The sequence below is a fragment of the Aquabacter sp. DMC10 genome, assembly GCF_056314145.1.
In genome coordinates, this window is record NZ_JBQUYX010000011.1 from 63,190 (window position 1) to 75,964 (window position 12,775).

The following is a 12,775-nucleotide window of genomic DNA, read 5'->3' on the forward strand; positions in this document are numbered from 1 at the left end:
CCTAGAAATTACAATGCCCGAAGAACGGCCGAATGCGTCGCGCCGAGCGGCCGGACCGCCCATATGCTCCACCTGTCAGCGATCGCACGCAGACCGGCGGCAAGGTGTGTCATGCGGCGGGTGTGGGAGATGGCGCCTGAGTGAGCTGACCTTGCCGAGCTGCCGAAGACCATGACCGGGAAGGTGCAACGCAAGGTATTGTGGGACCTGGAGAAGGCCCGTGCCACCGGGAGGATGGTTTCCGATGACGCTCGCGCTTGATCCGGTGCAGGTGGAGCCCGCATTTCGTCTCGTCGCCCGCACCATCGAGGACAAGATCCTGGCCGGCGAGATCGCGCTTGGGGATCTCCAGCCCTCCGAGGCGGGGCTGGCGGAGCGGCTCGGCGTGAACCGCTCCACCAGCCGCGAAGCCATCCGCATGCTGGAGCAGAACGGCTTCGTCCGGCGCGAGGCGGGTCGCAAGAAGCTCTATGCCTCCATTCCCCAGTCCGGCGACATTTCCCGCCGGCGCACGGCGGCGATGGTGCTGTATCAGGTCAGGTTCGAGGACTTGTGGGAGGCGATGTTCGCCATCGAGCCAGCCGCCTCCGCCGCCCACCGCAGCGATGAGGCCGACCTTGAGGGCCTGGAGCGCAACCTCGAGGACAGGCGCAAGGCGCAGAAGGATTCCACCAGTCTCGCCGCCCTCGACATCGAGTTCCACGACCTGGTGGCCCGCGCCACCCGCAACCGCGCCCTCCAGATGGCGCGCCTGCCCATATCCGAGCTTTTCTATCCGCCCTTCCTAAAGGTGATGTCGCGCCTTAATGCCGGCGAGCGCCTGCTGGTGGCCCATGAGGCGATCTTCGCGGCAATCCGTGATCACGACGAGAAGCGCGCGCGGGAGTGGATGGAAAAGCACATCCTGGACTTCAAACGTGGCTACGAGCTCGCCAATCTCGACATGGCCACCCCCGTGGACATGCCGGAAAAATGAGCCCTCCCGCTTCCTCCGCCACCCCTGTCGCCTCTGGCGCCCTCTCGGCCGCCGATGCCATCCGTTCGCGCCGCTCCATCCGCGCCTTCCTGCCGACGCCGGTCCCCGACGAGACTGTCGCGGCCCTATTGGAGCTGGCGGCCCGCGCGCCCTCCGGAAGCAATATCCAGCCCTGGCACGTGTTGGTCCTGCGGGGCGAGCCGCTGGCGAGGCTCACGCGCGAACTCCATTCCCTCTCCCTCGCCGGCGATCCCGGCGCCGAGGAATATCCCTATTATCCCCGCCAGTGGCGCGAGCCGTATCTTTCCCGCCGCCGCAAGGTGGGGTGGGATCTTTATGGCACGCTCGGCATCGCGAAGGGGGACGCCGAGCGGATGCGCCGCCAGCATGCGCGCAACTTCCTCTTCTTCGACGCGCCGGTCGGGCTGATCTTCACCATCGACCGGGACCTGGAGCGGGGCTCCTGGCTCGACTATGGCATGTTCCTTGAGAACATCATGATCGCCGCGCGGGCGTTCGGTCTCCACACCTGCCCCCAGGCGGCCTTCAATCCCTATGGCGCCGTCATCGCGCGCCGCCTCGCCATTCCCGCCACTCAGATGATGGTCTGCGGCATGGCTCTCGGTTTCGCCGATCCTGACGCCCCGGAGAACGCCTTCACCACGGTGCGCGAGCCCCCGGAGCGCTTTGTGCGTTTCGTCGACACGATCGACTGAGCCACAGGCGAAATTTCATTCCCGACCCTATCGCACGTCCCGCCGCCGCGGGGCGATCGCCGCCCCATACCTTGAGGAATGAGGAAGCCTTGGATCTGAAGGACTACGTTGCCATCGCCACCGCACGCCGCCTTGCCTTGGTGGACCTGACGGCGCCGGGCATGTCGGCCCTCGCGGACGAGACCGGCGCGCTCGCCCTCATCTGCGATGTGACCGACGCAGCAGCGTCGGAGGCCGCCCTTTCCCGGGTCCTGTCGGAACGCGGTCGTCCCCACCTGCTGGTGAATTGTGCCGGCATCGCCCCTGGCGCCCGGATGGTGGAGAAGGAGGGGCCGGGCTCGCTCGCGGCGTTCGAGCGCAGATGGAACCACGTCGCGGTGCCATCTGGTCGGATCGCCCTCTCGACGGCGCGCCCGACAGCGCCATCAGATGTCTCTGCAGCTTGGCCGGCGGACGAGCCGGAGGACGTGGCGTTCGTCCGCCCGTCAATGTCCCGGTCTGCCACGGTCTGCCGCGAGATGATCGCCGGCGGCGCCCTGCCCGGGGCGCTGCTCGAAGTATTCGCGGGGCGTTCGGCCGAGCGAGCGGCGGAACATGGCTGAAAAGGCGCTCGGGCTGTTGTAGCCGCAGGCGAGGGCGACATTCAGGATCGAGTGACCGTCCGCCAGGAGCAAGAGGGCCTGCAGCAAGCGCGCCTGCTGCCGCCAATGGGCGAAACTCAGGCCGGTCTCCCGCTGGAACAGCCGCATGAAGCTCGACCGGCTCATATGAAGCTGGCGCGCGGCCTCCGCCACGGAAAGGGGGCGGGCAGGATCGCGCTGCAGCCCGTCGCAGAAGCGCGCGAGCGGGGCATGCCGAGGCAGGGGCAGGCTCAGCGGCTCCACCGGCAGGACCGCCAGTTCCAGCAGCAGAAGCCGTGTGACGGCACGGGCGAATTCCCCGTCGCGGGGCGCCTCTGCCAGAACCGCGAGCCGCAGGATCAATTCGCGCAAGAGAGGCGTCACCTCCACCACCGCGCAGGCGTCGGGCATGCCCGTGGCCTCGTCTCCATCGATCAGCAACGCACGGAACCGCACGCCGGCGAAGCTGCGGGTCTCATGCTCGGTTCCACCGGGCACCCACACCGCCCGGCTCGGGGGAACGACCCAGGTCCTGCCTGACGCGGTCACCGAAACAACGCCGCTGATCGCATAGATGAGCTGCGCCTGGCGATGGGCATGGCGCGCGCTGGCGAAGCGGTGCGCGTCCTGGCTGACAACCCTGATGCTGCCCGAGACGGCGTCCGGCGACATGGGGATTTGATCCTTTTGCGACGAAATATGCTCCGCACTCGCGAGAGTATCATCCCGGCCCCCGGTACGGTAGCGCCGGTTCCACCAGTGACTGTGCCCTGTCGTGTCTGCGATCGTCCTCCCCAGCCGTCGTTCCCCCGCGCTGCGACTTACAGGCGGTCGTCCGGACTGACGGCATCCTGGCGACCGTATGCAGCCGTGCCCGCCTCTTCCCCTTGCGTGCACCGGACATCGATCATGTTGAAGAACCCGGAAACCAAATATCGCCCGTTCATTTCGCCCATCGTGCTGCCGGACAGGCAGTGGCCCGCGCGCCGCCTGGCGAAGGCACCCCGCTGGCTCTCCACGGACCTGAGGGACGGCAATCAGGCGCTGGCCAACCCCATGGGCGTGGAAAGCAAGTTGCGCTTCTACGACATGCTGATCGGGATCGGCTTCAGGGAAATCGAGGTTGCTTTTCCCTCCGCGTCCCAGACGGAATTCGACTTCGTGCGTCGGCTGATCGAGGAGGACCGGATCCCCGATGATGTGGCGATTCAGGTTCTGACCCAATCTCGGGCCGATCTGATCGCCCGCACCTTCCAATCCCTGGAAGGGGCGCGCCGCGCCATCGTACACCTCTACAATGCAACGGCGCCGCTGTTCCGGCGCGTGGTCTTCGGCATGGAGCGCCATGATATCGTCGCGCTGGCGGTCGCGGGCGTCACGGCGATGCTGGAAGAGAGCCTGAAGCGCCCCGAGACGGCCTGGACCTTCCAGTATTCGCCCGAGACCTTCTGCTTCACCGAACCGGACTTCGCGCTGGAAATATGCGAGCGGGTGCTCGACGTCTGGCAGCCCACACCGGCGCGCCCGGCCATCCTCAACCTGCCGGCGACGGTCGAGGTCGCGATGCCCAACGTCTATGCCGACCAGATCGAATGGTTCTGCCGCAACATCTCGCGGCGCGATGCGGTTGTCATCAGTGTGCATCCGCACAATGACCGGGGCACGGCGGTGGCGGCCGCAGAGCAGGCGCTGCTCGCCGGTGCGGACCGGGTGGAGGGCTGCCTGTTCGGCAATGGCGAGCGGACGGGGAATGTCGACCTGGTGACGCTGGCGCTGAACCTCTACTCGCAGGGCATCGATCCCGGCCTGTCGTTCCCCGCCATGCGCCGGATTGTCGAGACCGTGGAGCAGTGCAACGCCATCCCGGTTCATCCAAGGCACCCTTATGCGGGTGAGCTGGTGCACACCGCCTTTTCCGGTTCCCATCAGGATGCCATCCGCAAGGGCTTTGCCGCCCATGACCAACGCAACGACGACGTGTGGGAGATGCCGTATCTGCCGATCGATCCGATGGACATCGGCGAGACCTATGAGGCCGTCATCCGCGTCAACAGCCAGTCTGGCAAGGGCGGGGTGGCCTGGATCCTGGAGCAGGATCGCGGCCTGAAGCTGCCCAAGCGCTTGCAGGCGGATTTCAGCCCGCATGTGCAGCGCCTGGCCGACGCCATCGGCCGCGAACTCGATGCCGCCGACATCTGGCACTGTTTCGAGACGGCCTACCTGCCGCGCCCGGCCGATCGGTTCGTGCTGGTGGACTATGAGGAGAGGGGGCCTGTCGGCCAGCGGCTTTTCGTCGGCCGCATCGCCATGGATGGCGAGGTTCGCTCGCTGTCGGGACGCGGCAACGGCCTGATCTCCGGCGTCGTGGCGGCGCTGGCGCACGCCGGCGGGCCGGTGCTGGATGTGGCGGACTATCAGGAACATGCCATCGGACGCGGCACGAACGCACGAGCGGCAGCCTATATGGAATGCCGCACGGCCGATGGCCGCACGGTGTTCGGTGTGGGCATCGATCCGGATGTTGCGACCGCCTCCGTCCGAGCGCTCCTCAGCGCCGCCAACACCGCCGCCCAGGCCGCCGGGGCGTGATCTGATCTCCCGCCGGCTGCCCCGGAGCGGCCGGCGGGAGAGGGGCATTGCGGCTGCGTCCGGTTCTAAGGCTGGCTTTTGGCGATGCTCGTAAGCCATCGCCTGACGACCGCCTCGTCCGCTTCCGTGAGCAGGTCGGAGACCTCGCGCTCCAGCACCTGCACGCGTGCCCGACATTGCTGCAAGAGCGCCAGGCCCTCCGGCGTCAGCTCGATCTGCAGGATGCGGCCATGGACATCATGAGGCAGCCGCCGGATCGTCCCGGCGCGCTCCAGATTGGCGACGATGACGCTCACCGTCTGCGGGGTCAGCATGGCCAGCCGGGCAATGTCGGCGCTGGATATGCCGGGATAGCCGTTCAGCATCGTCATCACCGCGAACTGGGGCGGCGTGACGTCGAGATCGGCAAGGGCGCGATCCATGCGGTGGCGATAGGCCCCCGCCGCCTGGCGGAGCAGATAGCCGAGGTACCCATCCTCGCCCCGCTTGCCCTCGCCGGGCTGGGGCAGGATCGGCGCTTTGGGAGGCTTGCGCATAATATCAGAACTCTGATAACTTATTCGTACTCTGATATACACCATCCGACGGCCGGCGCCTATCGGCCCGGAAGGGAGAGGGACCATGGATCGAACGGTTTTCCTCGCCGGCGCCACCGGCGCCATCGGCAGCCGCCTCGCACCGCTGCTCCTCGCCGAGGGGTGGCGGGTTGTGGGCATGACGCGCGCGCAGGACAAGGCCGCGCGGCTGCGCGACCGTGGCATCGAGCCGGCCGTGGTGGATGTCTTTGACGCGCAGGCCCTCCATGCTGCCGTGGCCGCAGCCCAGCCGGAGGTGGTCATCCACCAGCTGACCGACCTCCCGCCGGCGCTCGATCCGGCGCGGATGGCGGAGGCCATGGCCCGCAACGCCAGGATCCGCGAGGAGGGAACCCGCAATCTGATGGCAGCGGCGCTGCGCGCGGGCGCGCGGCGCTTCATCGCGCAAAGCGTTGCCTTCGCCTATGCCGACGGCCCGACACCCCACACGGAAGATGATGCGCTGGCGGTGACCGCAGAGGGGCGCGCCGGCGTCTCGGCGCGGGGCGTCGCCAGCCTTGAGGCGCAGACCCTGACCGCCCCACTTCAGGGCGCCGTGTTGAGATATGGGCGCCTCTACGGCCCGGGAACGGGCTTTCAGGCCCCCGCGGGCCCGGCGCCGCTGCATGTGGATGCCGCGGCAAAGGCGGTGCTCCTGGCGCTCGCCCATGGGGCGCACGGCATCTACAATTTCGCCGAAGACGACGGTGCCGTGAGCAGCGAGAAAGCCAAGCGCGACCTGAACTGGTCGGCGGACTGGAGGATCGGCCTGTGACCGCCTCTCGGTATGCCCCGGGCGAGATCCGATTGATCGAGACCGAAGCGGAGGTGGCGGCCTGTTTTCCGCTCATGCGGCAACTGCGTCCGCACCTCGCCTGCGAAGAGGAATTCGTCGCGCGCTGGCGGCGCCAGGCGGCGACCGGCTACACGCTCCTGGCCTTGTGGAATGGCATCGGCCCCTCCGCCCTTGCTGGCTTCCGCCTTCAGGAAAACCTCTTTCACGGCGTCCATTTCTATGTGGACGATCTGGTCACCGACGAGACGGCCCGCAGCACCGGGCACGGCCGGCGGATGATGGACAGCCTCAAGGCCGAGGCGCGCCGCCGGGGCTGCACGCGGCTCGTGCTGGACACGCCGCTGACCAACATGCTCGGTCACCGCTTTTACTTCCGGCATGGCCTGCTCGCGCGCGCCCTGCGCTTCAGCATCGACCTTGGCGAGGACGCGGCGTGAGCCAGCTGCTGCCTGCCAGCGCCAGCGCGCGGGGAGGCGCATCCCACAGCCGGCGCTTCGGCGGCCAGGTGGTGGCCGCCTTGCGGCATGTGCTCTCGACCATCGGGCTGGTGTCCGTCCAGATCCTGAAGCCGGATCGCCTGGCGCGCGGGCGGCCACCTGGATGGACCATGTGCTGTCAGCCGGCGGTCCGGGCGCACCGCAGGCCCAGGTCGAAAATACCGAGACGGGCGACAGCGGGATGTTGCGAACAGGATCATTGGCCATGGACATTCGCGAGGACAATCTGACGAGCCCCCAGACGCTGCATCTTCTGCGCCTTCATCTGGCCGGGATGAATGCCACTTCGCCGCCGGGTCACGTCTACGCCCTGGACCTCACCGGCTTGAAGCGGCCGGACATCACCGTGTGGAGCGTCTGGGACGGCGACGCCATCTGCGGGATCGGCGCGCTGCGACAGCTCGACGAGGTGGTGGGGGAAGTGAAATCCATGCGCACGCATCCCGCTCATCTCCGCAAGGGGGTCGGGCGCCTGCTGCTGGAGCATATCATCGAGGTGGCGCGCCGCCGGGGCCTGCGCCGCTTGAGCCTGGAGACCGGGAGCGGCGCGGCCTTCCAGCCGGCGCTGCGGATGTATCGCCAGCGCGGCTTCGTCACGGGCGAGGTGTTCGGCGACTATGTCGCCAACGGCTTCAACCAGTTCCTGCATCTGGACATGGCCCCGAGCCCGCCAACGCGCTGATGGCAGGCGGCGGCGCCCCCGCTGCGACCTGTCGGCGAGGTGCGGCTCCGCCGGAATGCTGCGTGCGAAGGGGCGCGCCCGGCGCCTTTCCCGGGATCACCACGGTAGCGAGACATTCAATGACACTGCAGCTCTATGGCTTCTGGCGCTCGAACGCAGCATTTCGCGTTCGTGTCGCGCTGGGATTGAAGCAGATGGCCTTTGAGGAGATCGAGGTCGACATCCTGTCCGGGCGGCAGTTTGACGCCGAATATGCCGCTTTGAATGCGGGGCATGCGGTGCCCACCCTGGTGCATGACGGCCACCGGCTGTCCCAGTCCCTGGCCATCATTGAATATCTCGACGAGATCCAGCCGGAACCGCGGCTTCTCCCCGTGGATGTGCGCGAGCGCGCTTATGCACGTGCACTCGCATTGGTCTGCGCCGCCGATGCGCATCCCCTGACGGTGCCGCGGGTGCGCAAGCATCTCAGCGCGGCGTTCGCCGCCGACGCGGCCGCCGTCACCGCGTGGTGCCGGCATTGGACGAGCGAGGGGCTTGCGGCTTACGAGCGGTTGCTTGCCCGCCGCCCCGCCGCCCCCTTTGCACTGGGCACAACGCCGACCATTGCTGACATCTGCATCGCCAGCCAAATCGCCCTTGCGGATGTCTACCAGGTGGGCCTTGAAGCCTTTCCCTTGGTGGCCAATGTGGGCGAGCGTTGCTTTGCCCTTGCCGAATTCGCGGCCGCCCATCCCTTCCGCCAGGGCGGCTACAAGCGCGCCGGCGCATGATCCCTCGGGCGCGCTTCCTGCATCGCGCGTGCCGGCACTCGCGGCGTCTTGCCGTGCATCTCGGCCGCTCCGCGCGCGTTCCGGCGCGGAGCGGCCTGGTCCAAACGCGCGCGGATCATCGCCTTGAAGCAGGCCTCTCTGGCGGAAGGTATCGGCCCGTATAGGCCGCACGTGGCCGGATGATGTCTGGATTGTCCCGCTGTTCCAGGCCGTGGGCGATCCAGCCAATGGAGCGGCCCAAGGCAAACATGCCAAAGGCGGAGCCAACCGGCAGTCGAAGCTGGCGGCGCAGGGCCACCAGCGCAAAATCGATGGAAGGCGGGGCCCCGGTCAAACACTGTCCATGATGGATGAACGCTTCGCAGTCGCGGTCGAGGGGCGCCATGGACGCCAGCAGCTCGGTCGCGCGTACGTCTCCCGCAGGATACAACCGATGCCCGAAGCCGGGAATGTCGTCCCCTCGCGCCAAGCGCTGGCGCATCTTCGTGCCGACATCTTCCCCGCCGATTTCGTCCCAGAGCGCTTCGCCGCGGGCGGTGGTCGCCCCATGACGCCGGCCCGTCAGCGCGGCCAGCCCCCCAATGATGCCGGCCCTGAGGCTCGCTCCGGTCGAGACGATGCAACGCGCCGTGAAACTCGAGGCATTCAATTCGTGATCGGCGCACAGCACGAGAGCCCTGCGAATGAGGTCCGCCCCCCTGGCATCGACGCCCCAGGCCTGCGCGCATTGCTGATGCAGCGGCTGCGCGCTCGGGTCCCTGCCAAGCAGGCAGGCGGCCAGCATGCGCACCAGATCGACGCAGCCTTCCGCCAGGCGTTGCGGTGATGTCTGCCACAGGGCAGTCCCGGCATCGTCGCTCGCCAAGGTGAAGAGGGGCAACAGCGTCTCCTCGGCACGCCGGCCATGGAAGCTCTGCATCACAGCAGGGAGGGAGCCGGGAGCCAACGGGGCGTTACGGTCGAACGCAGAGATGTTGCTCCGCCACAGATGCGCGGCCGTCTCCTCGACCGTGCGCGTGCGGGCGATCTCCAAGGCATCGACGCCGCGATAATAAAGGCGCTCGTTCTCTATGAGGGTGATCTCCGATTCCAGAACGGGCAGGCCAAAATTCAACGTGGCTTTCGCCACTTCCTTGGGCTTGCGGCCCTTTTCCTTCCGCTCTGCGAGCCGTTCCACGTCGGCGGCAAGGTAGCGGCTTTCACGCTGGCCCGGGCCGGCCTCCGCGTGAAGAAGGCCGCGGCTGACATAGGCATAAAGGGTTTGCCGGGATACCCGCAGATAAGCGGCTGCTTCCTTGGACGTCATGTAGCGCGGCATTCCGAGCCTTCGGCGGACTATATTGACAACATTAATCAACGTTGACAATTATTTACGGGTGGCAAAGTTTGCAACCTCTTTCAAGTTGCGAGGCTGCAATGTCCGGCCATCTTGCCCCTGATCTAACCCCGACCCTGCCCGACGCGGCTTCGGATACGCTCCTCCGGACGGTGTGGACTGCTGTCGGCGGCGCCCCCGACCCGTTGAAGCACGTCACACTCTCCGGGGTCGGTGCGCTTCCATCGGTGTTCCGCGTCACCGATCTGGCGGCTGCCACGATCGGTGCCGCCAGCCTTGCTGTCGCGGAGCTGTCGGCCATGGCCTCCGGGACCTTTCCTGCGGTCGCTATCGATCGGCGTCTTGCGTCCTTCTGGTTCTTGACCTCCCTGCGCCCGCAGGGCTGGTCCCTGCCGCCGCAATGGGACCCGATCGCCGGGGATTACCGGGCGGCCGATGGTTGGATCCGGCTGCATACCAATGCGCCACATCACCGCGACGTCGTCCTGTCCGTCCTGGGAACATCTGTCGATAAGGGGGCGGTCGCGCAGGCGGTCGAAAAGTGGAACGCCGGCGATCTGGAGAGCGCGATCGTCGAGCGTGGCGGCTGTGCGGCCGCCATGCGCACGCAGCAGGCCTGGGCCGAACATCCCCAAGGTCGAGCGGTGAATGACGAGCCGCTGATGCATCTCACATCGGCTGCCGAGGCTGCACCGAGGCAATGGCAGCCCACTGCAGCGCGCCCCCTGCAGGGCATCCGCGTCCTCGATCTGACACGCATCCTCGCAGGTCCGGTCGCCACACGTTTTCTGGCGGCCTTTGGCGCCGATGTCCTGCGGATCGACCCCCATGGCTGGGAGGAGCCTGGAACCGTCCCTGAAGTCGTGCTCGGCAAGCGCTGCGCCCGCCTTGATCTGAAGACGGCCGAAGGGCGCGATCGGCTTTCCCATTTGATTGGAAAGGCCGATGTGATCGTCCATGGCTACAGGCCGGGCGCCCTGGCAAAGCTCGGCTTCGACGTGGCAGAGCGCCGGACGATCAATCCCGGACTGATCGACGTGTGTCTCGACGCCTACGGCTGGACGGGACCTTGGAAAACTCGGCGGGGCTTCGATAGCCTGATCCAGATGAGTACGGGCATCGCCGACACCGGCATGCGTCTGATGGAACGGGACCGCCCGACGCCCTTGCCCGGACAATCCATCGACCACGGGACCGGTTACATGATGGCCGCCGCCGTGGTCCGAGGATTGACCGAGAGGGTGCGCACGGGCCGGGGCCTGGAGGCCCGCGCATCTCTGGCGCGAACGGCCCAATTGCTCACGTCTGCCGGCCGTCCGCCCGCGGAGACCACGGCATTGGATGCAGAGCGACAAGACGATCTTGCCGAAGCGGTCGAGGACACGGCCTGGGGACCGGCGCGGCGCCTGCGGCCGCCCGCGGCGATCGATGGCGTCGTGATGCGCTGGGATCTGCCCGCGTCGAAGCTTGGGACTTCGCCCCCGGCCTGGTCGACCGAGGGATCGACGCTATCGATGGAGTGCAAGCCATGACGCCCACGCCATGACGCCCACGCACCTGAACCGCCTGCCATGGGCAAGACCGCCGGCTCTTTGAGTGCCATCATCACTGTAGCTGGCCGGCACGGCGTCATCTGGCGCAGCCTGGAGCGGGGACGCGGACCCGCCTTCGCTCCCGCTTTGACGCTCTGCCCGCGACGCGAGCTTGGCAAGGGGCATCGTTCCTGACGTGCGAACAACGGCGTTCAATCCGTTGCGGAGCTTAGGTTTGACCTAAACCCAGCCAAGACCTTGTCTGGAAATATGGGCGCGAGGACGACCTGCCCGTGAAGGCATGTCGGGCGTCAGACTTATTTGGGATTATGGGTATCGGCCTATCACGGGACCTGGGCGGGTCGGCTCCCGATGACCATAGGAGGCGGTTGTGAAGCGCAGCATTGAGAATGCCGAGCATTATGTCTGGGGCGGAAATTGCGACGGATGGGTCCTCGCTCCTTCCTCGGATATGATGGTGATCGAAGAAAGAATGCCGGCCGGCGCCCGCGAGCGCAGGCATTTTCATTCCATCGCTCGGCAGTTCTTCTACGTTTTGTCCGGTGAGCTGACGATGGAGTTGGAAGACGTCCATCATTCAATCGCTGCCGGTTCAGGCATCGAAATTCCACCTCAGGCCCGTCATCAGGCGCGGAACGACAGCACCGCCGATGTCCGTTTTCTTGTTGTGTCGAGCCCTTCAACCCGGGGCGACCGGATCGATCTCACGCAAGAATAATCCTCTCGCAACCGGGCGCCCAACGAGGCCGCCAGGCGCCCTGGCGAGATGATCGAAACGGCATGCCCGAATGGGATCTGCCGGCAGCCGGCACCGGTCAGGGTTCGGCGAGGGCTTCCTTGGCCCGCGCGCGCCCGCGGAGGCCTGCCTTGGGCGTCGCACGGCCAGGGGCGCCGGCGTCCGTCGTGTCGATGGCGAAGCCGGCTTCCACCACCTGCTTGCTCTTGTTCTTCAGGTGCTGCTTCAGGATGGCGGCGAGAATGGCTCCGTCCCGGCGGAGGAGGGCATTGAGGATCCCCTCGTGCTCGCTCATGGCCTCGTCCCATCGGTCGAAGGGCATGGCGGCCACGAAGCGCGCGCGACGGATGCGGGCGCTGACCTGCTCATAAAGCCCCTGCAGCACATGTGAGCCCGAGGCCTGGACGATGGCCTCATGTATGCGCCGATTGATGGCGTAATAGGCCGGCAGGTCGCGGCGGGCGTGATAGAGCGCCATCTCGTAATGCAGCGCCTTCAGCTCGGCCACCTCGGTATCGGTGATGCGGGCGCAGGCCAGTTCCCCCGCCAGCGCCTCGAGGGCGCCGGAGACCTCGAACAATTCTTCCACGTCGCGGGTGGTCAGCCGGGTGACCCGTGCGCCCTTGTTGGGCAGGAGGCTGACGTGGCCCTCCGCCGCCAACACCTTGAGCGCCTCGCGCAGCGGCGTGCGCGAAACCCCAAAGCGATCGCACAGGTCCCGCTCCGGCACGCGAGTGCCGGGCGGCAGTTCGCCGTCCACGATCATCGTTCGCAGCTGCGCCACCAGGTCGTCGTGCAGCATCGCAGGGCCGTTGCTTCCCAACACCATCTCCTTGTTCGCCCGCTCCAAACTAGGGTGGTTTGCATGCATTTTGAACCCCTGATCGGCGGCGGCGAGGGGGCACCGGTCCCCGGTCGGGCTGTTT

14 protein-coding genes are annotated in these 12,775 nt (G+C 67.0%); 10 read left to right on the forward strand and 4 right to left on the reverse strand.

Annotated features, from left to right (window positions below):
• Positions 1 to 244: 244 nt before the first annotated feature.
• From ACT54L_RS23840 to ACT54L_RS23850, 3 genes are all read left to right on the forward strand, one after another.
• Complete coding sequence (locus ACT54L_RS23840; RefSeq protein ID WP_476088151.1) at positions 245 to 976, forward strand: FadR/GntR family transcriptional regulator; 732 nt, start codon at positions 245 to 247, stop codon at positions 974 to 976.
• Positions 973 to 1,692, forward strand: a complete 720-nt coding sequence (locus tag ACT54L_RS23845) for a nitroreductase (RefSeq protein ID WP_476088152.1) — start codon at positions 973 to 975, stop codon at positions 1,690 to 1,692. The genes ACT54L_RS23840 and ACT54L_RS23845 overlap by 4 nt, the downstream gene beginning before the upstream one ends.
• 89 nt (positions 1,693 to 1,781) lie before the next feature.
• Positions 1,782 to 2,294 carry an SDR family oxidoreductase gene (locus tag ACT54L_RS23850; RefSeq protein ID WP_476088153.1) on the forward strand — a complete coding sequence of 171 codons (513 nt, stop codon included), beginning with the start codon at positions 1,782 to 1,784 and terminating at the stop codon, positions 2,292 to 2,294.
• On the opposite strand, the gene ACT54L_RS23855 is transcribed toward ACT54L_RS23850, so the two are convergent.
• Positions 2,178 to 2,984: an AraC family transcriptional regulator gene (locus tag ACT54L_RS23855; protein ID WP_476088154.1), complete on the reverse strand. Its 807-nt coding sequence runs from the start codon at positions 2,982 to 2,984 to the stop codon at positions 2,178 to 2,180. The two genes, ACT54L_RS23850 and ACT54L_RS23855, sit on opposite strands and share 117 nt — an antisense overlap.
• A 237-nt stretch (positions 2,985 to 3,221) precedes the next feature.
• Between ACT54L_RS23855 and leuA the strand changes: the two genes are divergently transcribed.
• Entirely contained in the window at positions 3,222 to 4,901 is a 1,680-nt protein-coding gene (leuA, locus tag ACT54L_RS23860) for a 2-isopropylmalate synthase (RefSeq protein WP_476088155.1), read from the forward strand.
• A 65-nt stretch (positions 4,902 to 4,966) separates the two neighbouring features.
• On the opposite strand, the gene ACT54L_RS23865 is transcribed toward leuA, so the two are convergent.
• Positions 4,967 to 5,437 (reverse strand): MarR family winged helix-turn-helix transcriptional regulator, encoded by a 471-nt coding sequence (locus ACT54L_RS23865; protein ID WP_476088156.1) that lies wholly within the window; start codon positions 5,435 to 5,437, stop codon positions 4,967 to 4,969.
• Between the two features lie 85 nt (positions 5,438 to 5,522).
• Here ACT54L_RS23865 and ACT54L_RS23870 point away from each other — a divergent pair, with 85 nt between their 5' ends.
• The 4 genes from ACT54L_RS23870 to maiA all read left to right on the forward strand — a co-directional run bounded on the left by ACT54L_RS23870 (position 5,523) and on the right by maiA (position 8,224).
• A complete protein-coding gene (locus ACT54L_RS23870) occupies positions 5,523 to 6,251 on the forward strand; it encodes an NAD-dependent epimerase/dehydratase family protein (RefSeq protein WP_476088157.1) in 729 nt (242 codons plus the stop codon).
• On the forward strand, positions 6,248 to 6,709 hold the full coding sequence (locus ACT54L_RS23875; protein WP_476088158.1) for a GNAT family N-acetyltransferase: 462 nt from the start codon (positions 6,248 to 6,250) through the stop codon (positions 6,707 to 6,709). The genes ACT54L_RS23870 and ACT54L_RS23875 overlap by 4 nt, the downstream gene beginning before the upstream one ends.
• Before the next feature lie 265 nt (positions 6,710 to 6,974).
• Positions 6,975 to 7,451 (forward strand): GNAT family N-acetyltransferase, encoded by a 477-nt coding sequence (locus tag ACT54L_RS23880; RefSeq protein ID WP_476088159.1) that lies wholly within the window; start codon positions 6,975 to 6,977, stop codon positions 7,449 to 7,451.
• Positions 7,452 to 7,570: 119 nt separating this feature from the next.
• Positions 7,571 to 8,224 (forward strand): maleylacetoacetate isomerase, encoded by a 654-nt coding sequence (gene maiA, locus ACT54L_RS23885; RefSeq protein WP_476088160.1) that lies wholly within the window; start codon positions 7,571 to 7,573, stop codon positions 8,222 to 8,224.
• A 115-nt stretch (positions 8,225 to 8,339) separates the two neighbouring features.
• Here maiA and ACT54L_RS23890 read toward each other — a convergent pair whose 3' ends face one another.
• Positions 8,340 to 9,542, reverse strand: a complete 1,203-nt coding sequence (locus ACT54L_RS23890; RefSeq protein WP_476088161.1) for a citrate synthase family protein — start codon at positions 9,540 to 9,542, stop codon at positions 8,340 to 8,342.
• A gap of 98 nt (positions 9,543 to 9,640) precedes the next feature.
• Between ACT54L_RS23890 and ACT54L_RS23895 the strand changes: the two genes are divergently transcribed.
• Both ACT54L_RS23895 and ACT54L_RS23900 read left to right on the forward strand, forming a co-directional pair.
• A complete protein-coding gene (locus ACT54L_RS23895; protein WP_476088162.1) occupies positions 9,641 to 11,092 on the forward strand; it encodes a CoA transferase in 1,452 nt (483 codons plus the stop codon).
• 391 nt (positions 11,093 to 11,483) lie between these two features.
• Positions 11,484 to 11,831, forward strand: a complete 348-nt coding sequence (locus ACT54L_RS23900; protein ID WP_476088163.1) for a cupin domain-containing protein — start codon at positions 11,484 to 11,486, stop codon at positions 11,829 to 11,831.
• A 97-nt stretch (positions 11,832 to 11,928) separates the two neighbouring features.
• On the opposite strand, the gene ACT54L_RS23905 is transcribed toward ACT54L_RS23900, so the two are convergent.
• Positions 11,929 to 12,672 (reverse strand): GntR family transcriptional regulator, encoded by a 744-nt coding sequence (locus ACT54L_RS23905; RefSeq protein WP_476088164.1) that lies wholly within the window; start codon positions 12,670 to 12,672, stop codon positions 11,929 to 11,931.
• Positions 12,673 to 12,775: the final 103 nt, after the last annotated feature.